Here is a 19630-nt window from a genome sequence, read left to right as displayed (position 1 = left end):
GGCTGATGTTTTGGTATTAAGGCAGATAGATTTATTGGCAAGCTGATATGAAAAGAGCAGCCATAACCGGCTGCTCCCTATTAATTATGCTTATCGATTCTGCTTTCCGCAGTTGGCGATGCATCTGGTGCCGGTTTTGGCTTACGTGCCAACGCCATAATTCCGGCAATCAAGAGGAAAATCGCCGGTATCACTACACCAAGAACAGTCACAATGGTACCGAGCACTGATGTAATAATTAAAATAATTCCGGCAGCTTTCGGTTTCTTATTTCCTTTTAGCATTACAGCTGCAACAATACCCAAAATTAATGATACAACAGAAATAATACCGAAGAGCATAATTCCCCCCGAAGCCGTATCAAACATCGTCATAATATCACTTGCCGGCATTTGCGGGGTGGCCATTTCATTAGCAAGGTTTGACATAAGTTGCTCATTGTTTAATACAGATGCTCCAATAAATCCTCCCAATGCACATAATGCATATAGTACAACCCCTATAATCGATAACACAATTTCTCCTGTCCGTTTCATTACGTATTCTCCTCCTTTTTATGCATTCGCTTTTTCCATCAGGCTGACAACATACTGATCGAGCCTTTCTTTCATCATGTCATTGGTTAAACCGGTCATACCAAACGCTTCCCAGCCCGGATATACTTCCGGCGGTCCCACAAGCATATCTGCAACAGATAACAAATCCCAGTATGGCTCGTATGTAAATTGGGATCCGGCCTGTTTCCGGTATTCCGTGAGAAATTCGTCTGCAGCTTCAACTCCCCACAACATGGCAAGATTAACCCGGCAATGACCGACATCAACTCCACGCGGGCCCTTACAGCCATTCGGCCAATCAACGACACCACTGACGGAACCATTTGTCCATAACACATTCGCCGGATGATAGTCCCTGTGAATGAAGCATTCAGCCGAGTTTGGACGCGGGGCTTTTAGAAGATTAATAGCCTTTTTCCATGTATTTGAAACATTTGTCCAGTACGGCACACCAAATGAAGAAATATTATTATAGCTTTTATGAAGATATGGAAAGTTTTCGGCAGGAATGCCATGTAAACGTACCAAGGCATCCGCCAGACGCTGAAGCCATTCATCCATCTGCTCCGGCTTCAGATCTACCTCACCTTCAAGTTGCGTCATCAGCACTGCCGGAACTCCACAATGGTGACCCTTCTCATCATATGCAATAAGCCTCGGAGTTACAACCCCCGAATAATTCGCCATTTGCAGACATTCAGCTTCATGCAGTGCCAAATCAGGCTCTTCACTCAGCCATTCCCTGTTATCAAATTGCCGGACCACATAGGGATGAAGCTGCCCTTCTGACTTGAGTGAAACACTATGTAATGTGGATGATGTACTGCCCTTAAGTTGGTCGACTGATTCAACCACAGCCTTGGGATCCGTCTGATTGATGACCCAATCAAGCACAGCTGCCGGCAAATTTATATTTTCCTCCATACATAAGCCTCCCTCAGTTGTGTAGTACGACCCGCAGTACAAAAAGGTTTCGTAATCGCTGCACTTCTAAAAATTCCCATGACAAACTACTATTCTTTTGTTATGCTTAGGCAGAACAATTTAATACTATTATATTCACTACTAGGGGTGCCCAAAATGCGGGCTGAGAGGGAAGTGCAAATCAGCTTTCCGACTCTTATGGACCTGATCTGGTTAATACCAGCGGAGGGAAGTAGACTGATGCAATTTTTAACAGTAACCTATTTCAAGCCAGGTCCGTCATTGGATCTGGCTTTTTTTATCTTACTTCTGCATCCTGGTCCCATCCCAATAGAAAGGAGGGTTTGATTGAATCAAACACAATTAATAACGACAATGGCTGTCTTTATTGCAATTGGAACAATCGGTGCACAATTACTTCGGTTTCCGGCGGGTGTTGCAAAAGCCTACCCGGTCCAGCACGCCGTTAATGTAATGGCTGCGGTAACACTTGGCCCAGGACCTGCTGTTGTGATTGCATTCATGATTGGTCTGCTCCGGAACATGCTTGGTCTTGGTACGCTGCTCGCTTTTCCCGGTGGAATGGTTGGTGCTTTTTTGGCCGGAATTCTTTACAAAAAAACGTGCAAAAAGGGCATGGCGGCATTAGGCGAAGCAGTAGGAACCGGGATCATCGGTGCACTTATTTCGGTTCCGATTGCCAATCTTTTGATGGGCAGTTCGGCAGGCGCATTGTTCTTTTTGCCATCGTTTCTGGTCAGCAGCATTACAGGTGCTTGTATCGGCTGGCTTGTCGTCGCAAAAATAAATCAGCAACATGTATCACTCGACAATAAATTATAATTTTTAGGATGAACTGCTGGGGGCGCTGTTATGGCTGAGAATAGGAACTTCCTTTGTCCGGAGAAAGACTGTATAAGATTATTATCCTATTTTATTCACCGGATTGAACAAGCGATGTCTAGCTCCAGCGCCCAGCAACTGGCAAACTTCACACTCCTCCACTACGATAAAGAAGACTTGCCGATTGGTGAAACCAGAGGCTTAGTCGCACTTATACCCTTGTGGTGAAAGTCAACATCGGTTCGCTTTCAGCTCACCGTGTTTCCTTTATCTCATTTTTGGAGGAAGATCGGCTAAAACCGCCGCTTTGCGCGGCAACGCCGACCCACCCTGCATGGCAGGGCGCAGTTTGTACGTTGCTAAACGGGCGCTTGCGCTTTTCTTAATTGGAACCTGATCAGGATAATACCTGCGAGAGGGAAGTAGTTGCAGACATGTCAACTCCTATCCATTCCCCGGCAGCTTCTGACAAGGAGGCTATATTGATGACTTTTTCACAGGTTTTACGCGAAGAAAACAACGACGTTTTTCAGGCTATTTTTGATCATCCGTTTGTGGATGGAATCGGAAAAGGTGATGTTCCCGCCAAGGCAATCACCCATTACATCAAAGCGGACTTTGAATATTTGAATGCATTTATGCGCATTTATGGTATAGCTGTTTCAAAATGCGACTTGCGTGAGGATATGCAATTCTTTAATGAACAGATTCAATTTGTATCGAATAGTGAAATTCATCCGCATCACAATTTTTGCGATCATGTCGGTGTAGGTTATGACGAGCTGCAGGGGCATCCACTGCCGCCAACAGCTGACCACTATGTCAAACACATGATGTATCATGCACAACTGGGAAGTCTTGGTGAAACACTGTGCGCCCTTCTTCCCTGCCCATGGACATATTTGGAGATAGGTCAGGAGTTAATGGAAACGTACAAACCGGATCAAAATCACCCGTTTTACCCATGGATCAGCTTTTATGCGGATGAAGAAGTTGATTCAATTACCATGGAAATGCGCAGTCGGCTTGATAAAATTGCGGAAAACAGTTCATTGGAGCAACAGCAAAAGATGAAAGAAGCTTTCCGTAAGAGCTGCCAGCTGGAGCTTTCATTCTGGGAAATGGCCTACACATGTGAAGAATGGCCTGTGAAAGATGCGGTGTTCAGCAAATGAAGCAGATACCATGTGCACTGACCATTGCAGGTACAGACCCCAGTGGAGGTGCGGGAATACAGGCTGATTTAAAAACATTTCAGGAATTGCAGGCTTACGGAATGTCTGTCATTACATCAGTCGTTGCCCAGAATACAACCGGGGTTCAAGAAGTACATCATCTGCCTGTCAGCATGATTGAGGAACAGCTTGATGCTGTTATTTCCGACATTCCGTTTCAGGCATTCAAAACAGGAATGATTGCAACGATTGAAATGATGGAGGCTGTCAGCAGAAAAGTTGCTGATTTAAATGTGCCGTTCATTATGGATCCGGTTATGGTCGCCAAAAGCGGCGATCCATTAATTGCAGAAGAAGCCCGTCAATACCTGAGGGAAACACTTATCCCGATGACAACGCTTATTACACCAAACTTGCCGGAAGCAGAAGATATTATCGGTTGGAAAGTTGAAACAACGGAAGCTATGGAACAGGCCGCGAAACAAATTGTTCATGAACATGGTGCCGGGGCAGCATTGGTAAAAGGCGGCCACCTTGCGGGTAAAGCGGTAGATGTACTGTATGATGGTGATCATATAAACACCTTTACAGCTGAACGCATTGATACCGGTAACACCCATGGAACAGGCTGCACCTATTCGGCTGCAATTACAGCTTACATGAGCAAAGGTGAATCGCTTCCTGATGCAGTAAAAATGGCCAAAGACTTTGTAACAGCTGCAATTCGTGATTCATTTCCACTTGGACACGGGAGCGGTCCGACTAACCACTGGGCATTACGTCAGGAGAGGGTGCTGTAAATGAACAGAATAATTATTAACAACGTACGAAAAAATCAGCCATTAATTCACCATCTGACCAATCAAGTGGTCATGAATTTCACGGCAAATGGCCTGCTTTCCTTTGGCGGTGCTCCGGTTATGGCGAAAGCAGAAGAAGAAGCTTCTGACATGGCATCCGCCGCCGATGGGGTCCTGATTAATATCGGGACCATCACGGCCGGGGAAATTCCAGCCATGATCAAAGCCGGAAAAGCAGCAAATAAAAATGGAATTCCCGTTGTACTCGATCCGGTTGGCGTTGCAGCGACACCATTCCGCACCACAGCTGTTAAATGGATATTAAAGGAAGTGCAACCGACTGTTATCAAGGGCAATGCCGGTGAACTGGCACATCTTGTTGACATCCCCTGGGAAACAAAAGGTGTCGAATCAGTAAGTGACGGAAGTACTGATGACATTGCGATGAGGGTCGCTGAACACTATCATACTACCGCAGTAGTCAGTGGCAAAACAGATGTAATTTGTACTGGTGATGATGTACTGCATAATGATACTGGCAATCCGATCCTTGGAAAAATAACCGGGGCCGGCTGTTTGCTTGGTTCCATCTTAACCGCATGCCTGACAACCGATCACCCGGTTGCACAGCAGGCACATACCGCAGTTGAATTTTACGGGTTGGCTGCAGAATTTGCTGCAAATGGGCTGGATGTGAATGGACCGGGCACTTTCCTCCCCAGGTTTATCGATGCATTAAGCTTGGACACAAATAAACTGGAAAGGATTTAGACATGAATTTACGAAAATATCTTGTGATGGGAAGTCAAAACTGTGAAAAAAATCCTGCAGCTATTTTAGAATCTGCCATTAGTGCCGGAATCACTGCATTTCAATTCCGGGAAAAAGGAAAAGGCTCCCTGACAGGCAATGACAAACTAAAACTCGGGTTTACATTACGTCTGATCTGTTCCCGGCATAACATACCTTTTATTGTAAACGATGATCTGGACCTTGTGGAACCGCTCGAAGCTGATGGTATCCACGTTGGACAGGACGACCAAGCTGCCCGGAAAGTGCGCGCTGCCTTTCCGGATAAGCTTCTTGGACTTTCCGTATCGAACCAAACGGAAGTCTCAAAAAGTCCAATCGAGCTCGTTGACTACCTGGGTGCCGGACCGATTTTTCAAACATCGTCCAAGGAAGATGCAAAACAGCCTGTTGGACCTTCCTGGATTAAAGAATTGCGTAAAGATTATCCGCACTTGCCAATTGTCGGCATTGGGGGAATTAATGAAACAAATGCAGCATCGGTTATGGAGGCTGGAGCAGATGGTGTCGCGGTAATTTCAGCAATAACGAAAGCGGAAGATATTCATGTGGCTGTCCAACAGCTTTAGCCGTCACAGAAATGCCGGATAAATTTAATATCCACCGAATCCGGTACGGTTTTCGCCGGAATATTTCATTTTTCGCCGAATTCCTATTGAAATTCTTTTAAGCCCTCTTTACTTCTATAATCGTTGCGAACACCAAAAAGGTGGCATCCATTTTTGAAAAGATGCCACCTTTTATTGTTTTTATTCGATTATAGAAAAAAGGCTTACTGTTTATGCCGGTCTGCATAAACTGCCATCGCATCACGCATAAATACGGCCAAACCGTCGCCAAACTGATCAATATTATTGGTGAAACGTTCATCATCCACATACATTTGTCCAAGACCTTTAAATGTGTCAAGTGAGTAGTTACCCATTCTGTTCAGGAAATGAAACCATTTCTCAATGCCTTTTTGGGCAACATCAGAGTCCGGTTCTTCATGACGAATTGCTGCAAGATCTCTATATATGCCATTAAATTCATCCTCAAATGCCTTTTTTTCACCTTTGGACATATTATTGATTTTAGCATTTGATTCATCCACTGCCTGATCACCCCAGCGTTCACGTGCTTCTTGTTCATATGGGTTATGGCTGAAATTGAAGCCTTCAAACTTTTCCTTGTTGCTCATCGTGATCTCTCCTTTCGTTGCTCGTATGGTCTTATCAACAGTCGCGATCATTTTATCGAGCCTGCTCCGTTTCTCAAGAAGTAAATTACGGTGCATTTCCAGTGCTTCTTCCCTGTCGAAAGCGGGGCTGCCTATAATTTCCTTGATTTTTTTCAAAGGGAAGCCGAGTTCTTTAAAAAATAAAATCTGCTGCAACGTTTCCAAATCATGATTGGAATAGATCCGATAGCCTGAATCGGTTATTTGTTCCGGGGTTAACAATCCGATTTCATCATAATGATGCAGTGTGCGCACACTGATACTTACCAAATCGGCCACTTCTTTTACTTTCAACGGCTGTAACCTCCCTTCACTTATTACGATAAGGTATCACGTTACGTTAGAGTCAATACCGTTTATAAAAAAAAATAAAAACCGCTATTCAATATCCTGCACGAATAGCGGTACTCCATTAATTTTTCTGTGACAGTTCTTCCAGCTCGGTTGGTTTCGCACGATAAACAAACAGTGCCAGTATAAATGCGACCACCGCAAAAGCAAATGCTATAAAATAGACGAGTTCCACACCCGCAACCATTGCCTTACCAATAGTTAGCGGATTACCCGGATCAGCGGCATGACGAAGGAAATTGTTCTGACGTGCACTCATGATCCCGATAAAAACAGACACTCCAACTGCACCGGCAACAGGCTGCAAGGTGGTCATGACTGCTGTTCCATGTGGGTATAAATGTTTTGGCAGCTGATTTAAGCCATTTGTTTCCGCCGGCATCATCATGGCCGATACAGAAAGCATTAATAAAATGTACCCTACAACTATCATCCAGATTGGTGTATCCATATTCAGCCGGCTCATCATAAACATTGTTCCTGCCAGTACAGCAGATGATGGGATAAGCATTACCCTCGGTCCGAACTTGTCAAACAGCCCTCCCATCACGGGGGATAACAAGCCATTCAAGATTGCTCCCGGCAACAGCACTAATCCGGCAGTTGCGGCCGTTATTCCCAACGGTCCTTGCATGAACATTGGAAGAATCAGCTCAGAAGCAAACATTGCCATAATGATAATCAAAAATAGGATAACCGCATGTGTATACATGGGAAATTTAAATACACGCAAGTCAAGGAGCGGTTCCTCCAGCCTAAACTGCCTGATGGCAAAAAACACAATTGCCAGCACCCCAAGCAGAATTGGGCCATAAACAAATGGGTCCAGAAAACCCGAACTTTTTTCGCCGGCAGAACTGAATCCGTAAACGAATGCCCCAAAACCTATCGTTGAAAACACAAGTGACAGCCCATCAATTTTCGGTTTCGTCACTTCTGAAACATTAATCAGATGCCTCGAAGCGAAGAAGATTGAAAACAAGGCAAATGGAATAACGGTTATAAATAAATACCTCCAACCCAAATGTTCAACTATAATCCCTGACAAAGTTGGTCCGATTGCCGGCGCAAACATAATAACAAAGCCTACAATCCCCATTATTTTCCCACGGCGTGCCGGTGGAAACAAAATCAAAAACACGTTAAAGATAATTGGAATCAGCAACCCCGTTCCAATTGCCTGGATTAGCCTTCCCGCAAGCAAAACCGGAAAAACCGGCGCAGCTGCACAGATAATCGTGCCGGCAGTAAATACTGTCATCGTACCAAGAAAAAGCTGTCTCGTTGTAAACCACTGCAGCAGCAATGCAGATATTGGTGTCACAACACCCATCACCAACATAAAGCCGGTAGCCATCCATTGCACTGTAGTAACCGAAATATGGAATTGTTCCATCAAGGTGGTGAGAGCAATATTTAATAAAGTTTCGTTTAAAATTGCAAAAAAGGCGCCAATTATTAACGAAACCATAATAGGCATGACCTTAACATTTGGGTCATCGGCCAAGTATTCGTATTTTTTATTATCAGTTGTCATAAAAATTCTCCTTTCCCCTTCTGCATGTGTAACGTTCGGGAAAAAGCACAACAAAAAGAGGAAGACAGGGCTCCCTCTTTTATAAATTCATAAATTTAAAAGGCAGACAAATCCCGAAAACACCCGCAGCGCATACGCAGGGCTGGTTGCTATTCAGTTAGTTGCACAACACGGTTAATCGGAATTTGCTCATTTTAAAAAACCTCCGCACAGAAAATAGTGTAGTTATATTACCATGGAAACATCCAATAAGCAAGAACTATTTTTTATACCATTCAATGATATCTGAACCAGACAAACCAGCCTTTTTCCTTGCTTTTTGCCAGAAAAATTTGTCCTTCCGCATTACTGGCACTTTTACCTTCCAATTTAGGAAAGTGAATACGGACAAGCCAAGATTTTGCAGCTACGTCCGTTCCACAAAAATTAATGGCCATTTCATAATACACTTCATTTTGTTTGTCACCCACTGTTTTCGGAAAAGGGGTTGCTGTGATGATTTTCCATTCACTGTACATATCAGCATCGTCACCCTGGGCATAGACCTTTGGAATAATTTTTTCCAGCGCTTTCCGCAATTCCTTTTCATTCTTTACGGATGTTTGCTCCAGATCACCCGGATTGGGACATTCAACAGAACTTGCACGCACATTATCAGTCGCTATACCAAACATCATAAGCGCCAGTAAAATTATCATCATTTTTTTCATATCATTTCGCCTCCATTGTCCTACTATTCCACAATCGCTTCATAATATGAGACATATCTGCTGCCCATACGAATTTGGACGCTCAACCATAAACTAATATGGGGTCTTTCTTTAGGAGGGATTATAGTATGAAACATTTGGTATTATTATATTTGGCCAGTATTTTGGCAGGCTACGCACTAACGCTTGTTCCGACATCTGCCGTAGTAACACCAGCAATCGCGGATGTCCTTGCATTAATAGGCGGACTCGCAATGGTTGTTTTCGCAATCGCATTATTAGTTCTGGGTACCAAAGCCCTGCTCAATAAAAATTGAAATAAACAAAAGCGCAGGCGCCGGAGCTGGACGTGGCTCATTCGGTAGCCGTTCTATGATGCGGTTTCCCTAATTAAAAAAACGCTGCCATTCACCTCGAACAGCAGCGTTTTTTTAATCTTCTTTTATGTCTTCCACAATTGTCTCCACTTCATTACGCGAAATTTTTTCCCGTCCTTCTTTCAGCGCCTTTACGGTTCGTTTCGCTAGTGCCAGCGGAATCCTGCAAAAAACTTTTATTGTTCGGGTGTTGATATCCTTCATGTACTCGTCAGCTTTGGCCAGGTTTTTTTCTGTATACCGGAACATGTCATCGCGGACCCAGCCTTCCGGAACAAAATTCACCCCGCGCTCACTGTCCTCATCCTGGTTCCGCAAAATATTTACTGCCTGTAATCCCCGACCATATCCAATCGCAAGGTCGCGGTCCGTCTTCGTGCCATCATACCATTCCCAAATATCAGAAAGCATGACACCCACTAGCCCGGCAACATAATATGTATAATCATCAAGATCTTCCTTTGTTTTTACATTCCAATCCTTTTCTGCCCAGTCGGCCATTCCCCCAGCCATAATGCTGGTTGATTCTTTGACCTTCCCGACGATACCCTCCGGACAAATTTCAAGCCAGTCACCAAGCCTCCGCGTTACTTCCGGAAGGAGCTCTTCATACGGCTTCAGCAGTTCACGATATGCATCATTATCAAATTCACTTTGCAGCAGAACCTTTGTTGAACGAAGCAACCGCTGCTTGATTCCATTATCAAGTTCTTCGTGATCTTCTATTTCATCAATTGCACGCATACACAAATAAGCCGATCCGACTGTTTTTTTCAACTCCGGTTTCAGCAATGTTATCGGTATGTAAAACGTTCTGCTCGTCAGCTTGAGAATATGCATTGCATCTTTTTCCAGTTTCTTCGCTTCACTCAACCGTTACGCCTCCCTTAATTATTACCATTATAACAAAAAATGAATGGTAATAATATTGAAATGGGAACCATGTGGTAGCAATTATGTTTTGCCTATATTAAGATAGTAGCAGATAATTTAATGGAGGAACTGGCCAAATGTTAACAGAAAAAGAAAAAATGCTGAATGGGGAACTTTATAATCCGGAAGATGCCCAATTGGTAAAAGAACGTGCAAATGCTCGAAAGCTAACCAGATTATTTAACAAAACAACAGAAACGGAGCATGAACAACGCAGTGAAATACTTCAGGAACTCTTCGGCTCTTATGGGGGCACCATTGAGGTTGAACCTGATTTTCGTTGTGATTATGGTTCCAATATTCACGTCGGGGAAAATTTTTATGCCAACTTTAATTGTGTCATCCTTGATGTCTGCGAAGTACGCATCGGCGACAATTGCATGATGGCCCCGGGGGTACATATCTATACTGCAACACATCCATCTAATCCGCATAAACGAAATTCCGGCATCGAATATGGAAAACCGATAATCATCGGGAATAATGTATGGATTGGCGGCAGCGCAGTAATTAATCCGGGTGTCAGTATCGGCAATAATGCAGTTATTGCTTCAGGGGCTGTTGTCACAAAAGATGTCCCGGATAATGTTGTAGTCGGCGGAAATCCTGCAAAAGTACTCAGGCAATTAGATGTTGAATAGGAGAAGTGAAGGCTGGGACAAAAGTGTTTTTTCAAAGTAGAATTACACGTTTTTGATATGTTCCAGCCTTAGTTCTAATAACCTTATCTTTTGCCAAACAGGGCCATAGCTAAAAACCCAACTCCTACTCCAATCAAACTGCCTGCTGCAGCATTACCAAACAGCATTCCGATACCGACCCCAAGCACAACGCAACCAGTAAAGGCAATTCCCCCGCGCTCATAGTTCATTTTTGCCCTCCTCTCCGACAGCCTATATTTCAAATTCGATATTTTTCGATAAAATCCTCTTTAGCCCCTTGGGAATCCTTATACATGTATTTAAAAAAGATACAATTCGTCTGCAAACCTATTTTTTGCTAAAATAACCTTTAAGGAATGGAGGGGTCAAATTGAAAGTTTATGTCGATGCTGATGCATGCCCGGTAAAGGACACGATTATTTCCATTGCAGCAGAATATGAGCTGCCGGTTGTGATCGTCAAAAGTTTTGCACACTTTTCACCCAATGACGAACAGCCCGGGGTCAAAACCATATACGTTGATACCGGCGCGGAAGCTGCAGATTATCGGATCATGAAACTGACAGAACGCGGTGATATGATTATTACCCAGGACTACGGTTTGGCATCGTTGGGACTTGCCAAAGGGTGTTCCGTCCTGCATCACAAGGGGTTCGCATACACAAATGACAACATTGATCAGCTCCTGCAGACACGCTATTTAAGTGCAATGGCACGGAAAAGCGGAAAACGCACCAAAGGACCGAAAGCATTCTCCTCTGAAGATGAACAAAAATTCATCAGACTTTTCCGGAAAACCATTGAAGAGACCATTTGATTTCAGGTAACTATTTGGGCTTTTCATTTAGACGGAATTTCGGCGGATATATTTCCTATTCCGGGTGATCCTGACAAACCATCAACATGTTGCCATCCGGATCTTTAAACACAAACCAGTGATTATCCATTACTTCGGTGACGACTTCCACATCATTATCACGCATAAACTGATAAGAAGCATTTACATCATCGGTTGCCAATTGGATAGCTGGCACATTCAGAGGGGAGATGTTTCCATGCTCGTCGCGCCACATTGGCATCTGATCCAAAATCATTCCCGTGCCTTCCATTTTTGCGATGAAAAGGTGATTAAACATCACCTCACCGTCCTCAATGCCGAGCATCCTGGAGTACCACTCCTTAGACTTTTCAATGTCTCTTACCGGAATAAATACAGTCGTTACTTTGTTTTTAATTGGGCTTTTCATTGAAATGACCTCCACATCTATTTCGTATGTTTTTTATTCAACATTTTTCGAAATAGTCCTGCAAGATCATGAAAAACTTTTCTGGGACCTGGCTGCAAACCTTGGGATACCTACCACAAGAAAAACACCTCCAATACTTATTAGAGCTGCTTCGACATCATCATAATTTCCTGACTGTAAAATTGTCCTGCAGTACCGCCCAGTTTTGCGGAAATGCATTGCCAAGCACCCAATAACTCGGTCCCCGCAAATTGTATTCCTTTATGAGATCATATTTTGCTTGCATGCTGCGGGCATCTTCAAACCATACCTCATGGCGCTGCCCGGTTTCATCCGTATAGTGAAAAAACGGTGCCTGATACGTTTCATTATATTCAATCGGCACGCCATGCTGCACCGCAAGTTGTACTGCATCCTGAGGACTGACGGTACGTGCTGTTGTTCCCTCCACCCATGGAATTTTCCAGTCCCGGCCGTAGAGTGGAACCCCCATCATAACTTTTTCACTTGGGACGACCGATACCACGAAGTCAAGCACATCCCGGACCTCATTAATTGGTGCGATTGCCCAAGGTCTTCCGCCGGCCCATCCCCACTCATATGTCATCGACACAATAAAATCAACTATTTCCCCTTGTGTCTGATAATCATGTGCCTCATAAAGCAACCCTGATTGTTCGGCACTTTCCTTTGGTGCTAGTGCAGTGGAAACCAGAAATTCCGGATGCAGCCGTTCCACAACGCGTCGTAAAAAGTTATTATAATTCTCCCTGTCTTCCGGATATACATACTCAAAGTCAAAATTAACACCAGCATAGCCCTTTTCCTGCATAATTGCCAGCAGATTATCGATCAATGTCTCCTGGATATCGGGATTCCGGAGAACGGACGCTGCCAAATCAGAACTGAACCCTTCTTCTTCGGTGAAATTCGTTACAACTAGTAATGGCGCTGTATTCGTTTGATGGGCCGCATCCAGCACTGGAGTTTCCTGAATCTCTTCAAGTGAACCATCAGCATTCACGTGGTATGAAAATGGGGCCAAATAGGTGAAATTTCTGCCCAATGCCAAAACACTTCGTCTGCTGCGGTCATCAAACCGTGTCGTATACGCATTCACTTCCGTAACCGGTCTTTCCGGAGCAGGAATTCGCAGGTTTTGACCGGGATAAATCAGTCCGGGTTCCGCCATATCATTTGCCTGAAGTATGGAATCAACGGAAACACCATATCGCCGGGAAATTGACCAAACCGTCTCTCCGGGATTAACTGTATGTGTAAAATAAGGAAGTTCCAGTACTTCACCGATATAGATAATCCCTGAACTGATATTATTTGCTTGTGCAAGCTCTGTAATTGATACATCAAACATGGCAGCGATCCGCGCCAGCGTGTCACCATTTTGAACAACATACTCCCGTCCTGGTTCTGGAATGACAAGGGACTGGCCGATGACTAGCTGATTCGGATTATCCAATTCATTGGCAAGAGAGATTTGGCTTATATCTGTACCGAACTTCTGTGCAATAAGCCAAAGTGTATCACCGCTTTTCACTACATAAATTTCCATTTTTTCTCCTCCAATTTGCATTTCTACATACCATCCTATTCAATAGGTGATTGTCCTAGTAACAAATTGGGGAGAAATCGATTATTTTTCCTGCACATTCGTTAAAACAACCCTGCTTTTTGGAATCGGCGGCATTCGGACAAGATTGAAGTTCAGATTTTGTTCAGGTATTTTATATGACATATGACTCGCCAGAAAATGAAGACTCACTTTCATCACTTCCACCGTTATCCATTCACCTGCACACCGATGACCGAAATTATAATTACCGCCACCCTGAGGAATAAAATCAAACAGATTTCCGTCCCATTCCGCAAAACGCTCCGGTGAGAATGAGTATGGATTATTCCAAAGTTCCTGGTCATGGTTGGTTCCATAAATATCCAGCAATACCAGCGTCCCCTTTGTAAATGCATGTCCATTCCACTCAAAATTGTTCCGCACCCGTGCACCCAAAAATGGACCAAACGGATAATATCTGCGAACTTCCTGCACAAAGTATTGGTTGTAGGAATCATCATTTTTCTGTAATTTCGCCGTTTGTTCCGGGAACCGATGCATTGCCAATGCACCAAATGTCACATATCTGGCGATTGCAACGATTGGACGTAAAATATTAATTAGCTCGACAGCCGCCATTTGTGTGCTCATAAGACTTCCATCCAGGTTTCGATGCCATGCCATCTTATACAATGCTGTATGCTCATTGGGATGCAGCCTGCCGCCCCGAACCTGCCAAATTATTTTCCGGATCCATCCTTCTGTCCGGTTTCGGGCAACCCTTCCCTTCCAATGTCTGAGTCCAACCGCTCCAAATGCATCAATCATTGCGGAAAGATCAGCTGTTCGCAGATCAAGTTCCTTTGCCCATAATGGCACTCCCGCCCAGTTACACGCAGCCCGGCACATTATTTTCCGCGCCTCATCAAACAGCCTGATTTGATCCCGGTCAACCCAGTCATTCAGCCCGATGTTCCATTGTTTCGCGATAATTTCTTTCAGCTCCTTAATATGTTCCGGAGTCATCAAGTCCATAAATAATGCCTTTCGGTGTGTGTGCTTCTCACCATCCATCGTCTGAACACCGTTTTTTCCGAACAGTGATTGCTGAATCCGGCGTGGTGCAGCACCCTTTCGCCGGAATTTTTCATTGTCATAGAAAACCTTTGCTGCCTCTTTGCCGCCGATACAAACCACCTTCTGCCCCAGCAGACGGGTCTGGAAAATATCTGAATGAAAACGTCTGCGCCGGTTGGGAATATACGTATAACCTTCTTTTAAAAGATCCAGGGTATGATCCAGTCCCGGTTCATATGGTATGGTCATAAAGCGTCTCCTCCATAAAACATGTTAGTATTCTTTTTCCTAAATACAGGGGAATTATTCCTTGTTTGTTTCCAAATATTTTTCAGATATAATTAACATGAGGTGAGCATATGGCACGCGAACGAAAATTTACCAAAGATGATCTATTCCAGGCTGCCAGGGATATCCTGCTTGATTTTGGTTATGAAGGATTTACATTCAGCCTTCTTGCTGAAAAGCTGCATATATCCAGAGGAGCCATCTATAAATATTATAAAAATAAAGATGAACTGGTCATAGACTATATGCTGTTTCATATGCATCATTTCATGGAGGATTTAAAGGGAATGGAAACGTACTCCAGCTTCAAGGGGCAATTTGATTTCCTGATTGAGGTCTTGTATAAGCATAGTAAAATTCATCAAATTTTAAGAGCATCCCATCATATACCTGCACAAACAAATCAATATACCGACAAAAGTAAAAACCGTCTTGATGAAATGCATCATAAGCTGTATGCACAATTACAGACATTTCTTAATAAGGGACGGAAGGAAAACATATTAAAACCGCAAATCAGCGATGACCTGATTTTAGTATTTATTTTTCAATTGGTGGAGGTCCCCAATCATTCCGGCATCTCCCGAGGGGAATGGATTGACCAGGTAACTGAAATTTTACGTCATGGAATGTTCACAAAATTATAATTGACACATGTGTTACTTTCATAAATACTTAAAGTGACACACGTGTAACTTTAACTGATTTAAAAGGGAGATGAATGAATGAGACGTTTGTTACAATCTTTAACCGATCGCATAACAACCAAAAAAGGTACTTGGATAACACTTTCCATCTGGCTGATTGGAACATTGCTTTTGGCGGTTTTTGCTCCCGGTGCAAAAGACTATGAAGTTTCCAGCCTGCAATCTTTGCCGGATGATGCACAGTCCGTCATAAGCCAGAAGAAAGTGGATACGTATTTTGATAACAATGACGGATTACCGGCAATACTTGTTTTTCAGGCAGAGAAGGGAAAAATCAAACAATCCGCCGTTTCAGATTTTCTACAAACAGTACAACAGGAAGATATTCATGGCGTAAAGAACATAGTGCTGTTCGGTAAATTGCCTCCACAAGCATTAAAGCAATTCTATTCCGAAGATAAAACAACCGCACTAATACCGTTGACATTTAATTCATCACTGGAGACGGAAGAAATAAAAACAGCTCTTGAAGATATTTACGCCATTGCTGATGATCATGATAACCTCACCTTAACCATAACCGGTCCTGCAGCAATCAGCGCAGATACACTGGACTTATTTTCACAAGCGGATATTGTACTGCTCCTTTCAACTGTTGGAATCATTCTTGTATTATTGGTTGTCATCTACCGGTCACCCTTCCTCGCACTGATTCCGTTGCTTGCAGCGGCATTTGTGTATGAAGTGGTCAACCAGGTACTCGGACTGATGGGAAAAGCTGGTCTTGTTCTCAGCCAGCAATCCCTGTCCATTATGACAATCCTGTTATTTGCAGCAGTGATTGATTATTCCTTGTTCGTTTTCTCGCGTTACAGAGAGGAACTGAAACAACACGAAAATAAATATGAATCCATGAAACTGGCAATGCACGGAACCGGCATTCCGCTACTGTATTCGGGTGGCACGGTTCTTGCGGCAATGCTTGTACTGTTTTTTGCGGAATTTGGAGATTACAGGAACTTTGCTCCAATTTTCAGCACGACCATCGTTGTCGTACTGCTCGCATCCTTAACACTGGTACCAGCACTGTTCACGCTGTTCGGCCGAAAATCATTCTGGCCGAAAGTACCGCGCGTTGGGGATGAAACTGTTCAGAAAAGTTCATTATGGAGCAAAGTTGGCCGGTTTGTGACTGGTAAACCTGTCCTGTCCGTAGTCATTATTGGAGCCTTTCTTCTGTTATCAGCGTCCAACCTGTTCAATCTGCAATATGAATTCAACACAATGAAATCTTTTCCGGAAGATATGCCTTCCAGACAGGGGTATGAAATCCTTGAGGAAAAGTTTGATGCCGGTGATTTGGCACCAACAACTGTCCTTTTGGAGTCTGATGAAGCAGTAGGCAAAGATGAGCGTGCTTTACTGAAAGATCACCTGTCCGATCAGTCACATGTCAGTAATGTACGTCTGGAGAATATGACAGATAATCAGAAGGTCATTTCCTACAGTATGACGTTTGCCTCGAATCCATATTCGATTGAAACAATGAATGCTCTCGAAAAAATCATTGATGACGCTGATGACATTTTGCACAACAGCAGCCTGCAGGGGAAACTGTACTTCGCGGGGGAAACAGCAAAATCAGTTGATGACCGTTCTGTCAATAACCGTGACCTGATCGTTATCGTCATACTTGAGACTATTTTAATTTTCGGCATGCTCATTTTTTTGACAAAATCAATCAAAATGCCGCTGTACATGATGGGAACAATTCTCATTTCATTTGTAGCAGCGCTCGGATTAGGGACATTTCTGACTGACCTTCTCTTTAGCATTGATACAATCAGCAATAGGGTACCGCTCTATTCCTTTGTATTTCTTGTTGCATTGGGAATTGATTACAACATTATTTTAATTTCCAGATTCATGGAGGAAAAGAAGAAACATTCGGTTAAGGACGCTGTTCAAATTGCCGTAGCCAATACAGGCGGTGTCATTTCATCGGCAGGTATCATTCTTGCAGCAACATTCAGCGTACTGATGACGCAGCCAATTGAACTGCTGTTTGTTTTCGGCTTTATCGTAGCAGTGGGTATTCTGCTGGATACTTTCCTGATAAGAGGAGTACTGCTGCCAGGACTGCTTGTACTGTTCGAAAAAGAGAAAAAGTAATCTGAAGTACAACAACTGGTGCTTTTTCTGTAAAAATAGCTGAATATGTTAAAATCATCATAGTGGAATCCGTTTAGAGAAGGAGTGTTTACATTGAAAATTACGTCTATCGAGCCAACTCCGAGTCCATACTCCATGAAAATTAATGTGGATGAACCGTTGGCTGACGGAAAGACTGAAAACTATAAAGTTGATACTGACCTTACCAATGCACCTGATTATGTGCAGGAACTTTTTAACATTAACGGGGTGAAAGGATTGTATCGTGTAATTGACTTCATCGCCCTTGAGCGCCACGCCCGTGTTCCATGGGAGGAAATTCTGCCGGAAGTGCGGGAGGTGCTCGGCTCCACCGAGGAGAATCCGGATGAAGCCGTTGACAAGTCTAAATCAGTCGATGAGCATTTTGGTGAAATCAACGTATTTATTCAGAAATTCCGGAATATCCCGATGCAGGTAAAACTGGAAGATGGTGACAAAGAACACCGCTTTGGTCTGCCTGACAGGTTTATGGATGCGGTGATGGAAGCATCTGTTGTATCCGATAATATGTTAATGGAACGAAAATGGGTGGAACAGGGACCACGATATGGAGATCTAGAGGAAATTGGCCAGGATGTGGTCAATGAAATCGATGCAAGTTATGATTCGAATCGGGTTGCCGAACTGGTGGAACTTGCCAAGAGCAATGCTGCACCGGAAGAACAAGCACACTCCCCATGGAAGAAAGTTACATTAGAAATGCTCGATGCCCCCGACTGGAAAGACCGATATGCAGCATTGGACAGAATGGATCCAAGCATGGAAGATTTCCCTGTCCTGGACAAAGCACTCGATGATCCTAAGGGGTCTGTTCGCAGGCTGGCAACTGCTTATTTGGGAATGATTGAAGAGAAAGAAGTGCTTCCTTTTTTGTATAAAGCATTAAAGGATAAAGCGGTGAATGTCAGACGTACTGCCGGAGACTGCTTGTCAGACCTCGGCTTTACCGAAGCAATACCGGAAATGATCGAAGCACTTACAGATAAAAACCGGCTTGTCCGCTGGCGGGCGGCGATGTATTTGTATGAAGTCGGCGATGAAACAGCGATTCCGGCACTTCATAAAGCACTGGAAGATCCGGAATTCGAAGTACGCATGCAGGTGAAAATGGCACTAGCCCGTATCGAGGGGGGCAAAGAAGCAAAAGGTTCCATCTGGCACCAGATGACCCAAGCCGCAAAGAAACAATAATGAACGAAAGAAAGCCACACAAGTTTGTGTGGCTTTTCTAATTCGTTGGTGCAAAATTAAGGCGGAACTAAAATGATGTGACAACTTTGTTGGAACTCCGTTACATAAAGGGACGGTGTATCCCAATATTCGACGTGAACGTATTGGAAGCATTTTAAAAGACTAGTATCGTTCACAAGTGGAATGACGTTTTTACTAGTCTTGTGTTTTAGCAGAGCTTGAACCAGTCAGCGCACCGCTAATCGCATCCAGAATAGCCTGAAGCAGTGAGATAAGAAGTTCCAGTATTTCACTGATAACCCCTGATCCGAGATCTGCGGACACACTGAAGCCAGGCAATTGAACTTTTAGGGTTACCCCCAGAATATTGAGTGTGACAGGCGGAACATATAAACAAATTAACGGATCCGTACCGCAAAATTCTTCTGGCGTTTGCATGGCACCTACATTTGATGCTGTACACATATGAATTACACCCCCCCTGGTCATATTTAAGGC

At 43.7% G+C, this 19630-nt stretch carries 22 protein-coding genes and 1 riboswitch; of the genes, 11 read left to right on the top strand and 11 right to left on the bottom strand.

Features of this window, described 5'->3' with window-relative positions; genetic code table 11:
- Window positions 1-80: 80 nt before the first annotated feature.
- Both B1K71_RS01280 and B1K71_RS01275 read right to left on the bottom strand, forming a co-directional pair.
- Window positions 81-536, bottom strand: coding sequence for a DUF4064 domain-containing protein (locus B1K71_RS01280; RefSeq protein WP_077324215.1), 456 nt, complete (start codon window positions 534-536; stop codon window positions 81-83).
- A gap of 18 nt (window positions 537-554) precedes the next feature.
- Entirely contained in the window at window positions 555-1481 is a 927-nt protein-coding gene (locus tag B1K71_RS01275; RefSeq protein ID WP_077324214.1) for a phosphotransferase family protein, read from the bottom strand.
- Between the two features lie 133 nt (window positions 1482-1614).
- A riboswitch (TPP riboswitch) is annotated at window positions 1615-1729 on the top strand.
- Window positions 1730-1829: 100 nt separating this feature from the next.
- Here B1K71_RS01275 and thiW point away from each other — a divergent pair.
- From thiW to thiE, 5 genes are all read left to right on the top strand, one after another.
- Window positions 1830-2324, top strand: a complete 495-nt coding sequence (gene thiW, locus B1K71_RS01270) for an energy coupling factor transporter S component ThiW (RefSeq protein WP_077324213.1) — start codon at window positions 1830-1832, stop codon at window positions 2322-2324.
- 485 nt (window positions 2325-2809) lie between these two features.
- Window positions 2810-3499 carry a thiaminase II gene (tenA, locus tag B1K71_RS01260; RefSeq protein WP_077324211.1) on the top strand — a complete coding sequence of 230 codons (690 nt, stop codon included), beginning with the start codon at window positions 2810-2812 and terminating at the stop codon, window positions 3497-3499.
- Entirely contained in the window at window positions 3496-4299 is an 804-nt protein-coding gene (gene thiD / locus B1K71_RS01255; RefSeq protein ID WP_077324210.1) for a bifunctional hydroxymethylpyrimidine kinase/phosphomethylpyrimidine kinase, read from the top strand. The genes tenA and thiD overlap by 4 nt, the downstream gene beginning before the upstream one ends.
- On the top strand, window positions 4300-5070 hold the full coding sequence (gene thiM / locus B1K71_RS01250) for a hydroxyethylthiazole kinase (RefSeq protein WP_077324209.1): 771 nt from the start codon (window positions 4300-4302) through the stop codon (window positions 5068-5070).
- Between the two features lie 2 nt (window positions 5071-5072).
- Window positions 5073-5678 carry a thiamine phosphate synthase gene (gene thiE / locus B1K71_RS01245; RefSeq protein WP_077324208.1) on the top strand — a complete coding sequence of 202 codons (606 nt, stop codon included), beginning with the start codon at window positions 5073-5075 and terminating at the stop codon, window positions 5676-5678.
- A gap of 203 nt (window positions 5679-5881) precedes the next feature.
- Here the strand turns inward: thiE and B1K71_RS01240 are convergent, their stop codons facing one another.
- The 3 genes from B1K71_RS01240 to B1K71_RS01230 form a co-directional block, all read right to left on the bottom strand.
- Window positions 5882-6652, bottom strand: a complete 771-nt coding sequence (locus B1K71_RS01240) for a MerR family transcriptional regulator (RefSeq protein ID WP_342742107.1) — start codon at window positions 6650-6652, stop codon at window positions 5882-5884.
- Window positions 6653-6740: 88 nt separating this feature from the next.
- Window positions 6741-8216 carry an MDR family MFS transporter gene (locus B1K71_RS01235; RefSeq protein WP_077324206.1) on the bottom strand — a complete coding sequence of 492 codons (1476 nt, stop codon included), beginning with the start codon at window positions 8214-8216 and terminating at the stop codon, window positions 6741-6743.
- Between the two features lie 275 nt (window positions 8217-8491).
- Window positions 8492-8926, bottom strand: a complete 435-nt coding sequence (locus B1K71_RS01230; protein WP_245799121.1) for a hypothetical protein — start codon at window positions 8924-8926, stop codon at window positions 8492-8494.
- A gap of 128 nt (window positions 8927-9054) precedes the next feature.
- On the opposite strand from B1K71_RS01230, the gene B1K71_RS01225 reads away from it, so the two are divergent.
- Window positions 9055-9243: a hypothetical protein gene (locus B1K71_RS01225; RefSeq protein ID WP_077324205.1), complete on the top strand. Its 189-nt coding sequence runs from the start codon at window positions 9055-9057 to the stop codon at window positions 9241-9243.
- Window positions 9244-9357: 114 nt separating this feature from the next.
- Here the strand turns inward: B1K71_RS01225 and B1K71_RS01220 are convergent, their stop codons facing one another.
- Window positions 9358-10176 (bottom strand): squalene/phytoene synthase family protein, encoded by an 819-nt coding sequence (locus tag B1K71_RS01220; RefSeq protein WP_077324204.1) that lies wholly within the window; start codon window positions 10174-10176, stop codon window positions 9358-9360.
- A 137-nt stretch (window positions 10177-10313) separates the two neighbouring features.
- Here B1K71_RS01220 and B1K71_RS01215 point away from each other — a divergent pair, with 137 nt between their 5' ends.
- On the top strand, window positions 10314-10877 hold the full coding sequence (locus tag B1K71_RS01215; RefSeq protein WP_077324203.1) for a sugar O-acetyltransferase: 564 nt from the start codon (window positions 10314-10316) through the stop codon (window positions 10875-10877).
- A gap of 83 nt (window positions 10878-10960) precedes the next feature.
- Here B1K71_RS01215 and B1K71_RS19745 read toward each other — a convergent pair whose 3' ends face one another.
- The gene (locus B1K71_RS19745; RefSeq protein ID WP_175631792.1) at window positions 10961-11107 is read right to left on the bottom strand and encodes a hypothetical protein; all 147 of its coding nucleotides are present in this window, start codon (window positions 11105-11107) and stop codon (window positions 10961-10963) included.
- Between the two features lie 161 nt (window positions 11108-11268).
- On the opposite strand from B1K71_RS19745, the gene B1K71_RS01210 reads away from it, so the two are divergent.
- Window positions 11269-11715: a YaiI/YqxD family protein gene (locus B1K71_RS01210; protein ID WP_077324202.1), complete on the top strand. Its 447-nt coding sequence runs from the start codon at window positions 11269-11271 to the stop codon at window positions 11713-11715.
- 55 nt (window positions 11716-11770) lie between these two features.
- Here B1K71_RS01210 and B1K71_RS01205 read toward each other — a convergent pair whose 3' ends face one another.
- The 3 genes from B1K71_RS01205 to B1K71_RS01195 form a co-directional block, all read right to left on the bottom strand.
- Window positions 11771-12145: a VOC family protein gene (locus B1K71_RS01205; RefSeq protein ID WP_077324201.1), complete on the bottom strand. Its 375-nt coding sequence runs from the start codon at window positions 12143-12145 to the stop codon at window positions 11771-11773.
- Between the two features lie 160 nt (window positions 12146-12305).
- A complete protein-coding gene (locus B1K71_RS01200) occupies window positions 12306-13715 on the bottom strand; it encodes a LysM peptidoglycan-binding domain-containing protein (RefSeq protein WP_077324200.1) in 1410 nt (469 codons plus the stop codon).
- An 81-nt stretch (window positions 13716-13796) separates the two neighbouring features.
- Window positions 13797-15041 carry a cytochrome P450 gene (locus B1K71_RS01195; protein ID WP_077324199.1) on the bottom strand — a complete coding sequence of 415 codons (1245 nt, stop codon included), beginning with the start codon at window positions 15039-15041 and terminating at the stop codon, window positions 13797-13799.
- 110 nt (window positions 15042-15151) lie between these two features.
- Between B1K71_RS01195 and B1K71_RS01190 the strand changes: the two genes are divergently transcribed.
- The 3 genes from B1K71_RS01190 (at window position 15152) to B1K71_RS01180 (ending at window position 19132) form a co-directional block, all read left to right on the top strand.
- Entirely contained in the window at window positions 15152-15727 is a 576-nt protein-coding gene (locus B1K71_RS01190) for a TetR/AcrR family transcriptional regulator (RefSeq protein ID WP_077324198.1), read from the top strand.
- A gap of 78 nt (window positions 15728-15805) precedes the next feature.
- A complete protein-coding gene (locus tag B1K71_RS01185; RefSeq protein ID WP_077324197.1) occupies window positions 15806-17899 on the top strand; it encodes an MMPL family transporter in 2094 nt (697 codons plus the stop codon).
- Between the two features lie 93 nt (window positions 17900-17992).
- A complete protein-coding gene (locus B1K71_RS01180) occupies window positions 17993-19132 on the top strand; it encodes a conserved virulence factor C family protein (protein ID WP_077324196.1) in 1140 nt (379 codons plus the stop codon).
- Between the two features lie 195 nt (window positions 19133-19327).
- On the opposite strand, the gene B1K71_RS01175 is transcribed toward B1K71_RS01180, so the two are convergent.
- Entirely contained in the window at window positions 19328-19597 is a 270-nt protein-coding gene (locus tag B1K71_RS01175; RefSeq protein ID WP_077324195.1) for a hypothetical protein, read from the bottom strand.
- Window positions 19598-19630 lie beyond the last annotated feature (33 nt).

The organism is Virgibacillus siamensis (assembly GCF_900162695.1).
GTDB classification, from domain to species: domain Bacteria; phylum Bacillota; class Bacilli; order Bacillales; family Amphibacillaceae; genus Lentibacillus; species Lentibacillus siamensis_A.
The sequence above is the reverse complement of the archived record's forward strand: the minus strand, read 5'-3'. Positions and strand labels throughout refer to the sequence as shown.

What these genes read in the sequence shown, in the direction of transcription:
- thiM (WP_077324209.1), top strand. Translation starts at nt 4,300, where the DNA reads ATGAACAGAATAATTATTAACAACGTACGAAAAAATCAGCCATTAATT.
- B1K71_RS01195 (WP_077324199.1), bottom strand. Translation starts at nt 15,041, where the DNA reads ATGACCATACCATATGAACCGGGACTGGATCATACCCTGGATCTTTTA.
- thiD (WP_077324210.1), top strand. Translation starts at nt 3,496, where the DNA reads ATGAAGCAGATACCATGTGCACTGACCATTGCAGGTACAGACCCCAGT.
- B1K71_RS01205 (WP_077324201.1), bottom strand. Translation starts at nt 12,145, where the DNA reads ATGAAAAGCCCAATTAAAAACAAAGTAACGACTGTATTTATTCCGGTA.
- tenA (WP_077324211.1), top strand. Translation starts at nt 2,810, where the DNA reads ATGACTTTTTCACAGGTTTTACGCGAAGAAAACAACGACGTTTTTCAG.
- B1K71_RS01215 (WP_077324203.1), top strand. Translation starts at nt 10,314, where the DNA reads ATGTTAACAGAAAAAGAAAAAATGCTGAATGGGGAACTTTATAATCCG.
- B1K71_RS01275 (WP_077324214.1), bottom strand. Translation starts at nt 1,481, where the DNA reads ATGGAGGAAAATATAAATTTGCCGGCAGCTGTGCTTGATTGGGTCATC.
- B1K71_RS01185 (WP_077324197.1), top strand. Translation starts at nt 15,806, where the DNA reads ATGAGACGTTTGTTACAATCTTTAACCGATCGCATAACAACCAAAAAA.
- B1K71_RS01200 (WP_077324200.1), bottom strand. Translation starts at nt 13,715, where the DNA reads ATGGAAATTTATGTAGTGAAAAGCGGTGATACACTTTGGCTTATTGCA.
- B1K71_RS01190 (WP_077324198.1), top strand. Translation starts at nt 15,152, where the DNA reads ATGGCACGCGAACGAAAATTTACCAAAGATGATCTATTCCAGGCTGCC.
- B1K71_RS01235 (WP_077324206.1), bottom strand. Translation starts at nt 8,216, where the DNA reads ATGACAACTGATAATAAAAAATACGAATACTTGGCCGATGACCCAAAT.
- B1K71_RS01280 (WP_077324215.1), bottom strand. Translation starts at nt 536, where the DNA reads ATGAAACGGACAGGAGAAATTGTGTTATCGATTATAGGGGTTGTACTA.
- thiE (WP_077324208.1), top strand. Translation starts at nt 5,073, where the DNA reads ATGAATTTACGAAAATATCTTGTGATGGGAAGTCAAAACTGTGAAAAA.
- B1K71_RS01175 (WP_077324195.1), bottom strand. Translation starts at nt 19,597, where the DNA reads ATGTGTACAGCATCAAATGTAGGTGCCATGCAAACGCCAGAAGAATTT.
- B1K71_RS19745 (WP_175631792.1), bottom strand. Translation starts at nt 11,107, where the DNA reads ATGAACTATGAGCGCGGGGGAATTGCCTTTACTGGTTGCGTTGTGCTT.
- B1K71_RS01225 (WP_077324205.1), top strand. Translation starts at nt 9,055, where the DNA reads ATGAAACATTTGGTATTATTATATTTGGCCAGTATTTTGGCAGGCTAC.
- B1K71_RS01230 (WP_245799121.1), bottom strand. Translation starts at nt 8,926, where the DNA reads ATGAAAAAAATGATGATAATTTTACTGGCGCTTATGATGTTTGGTATA.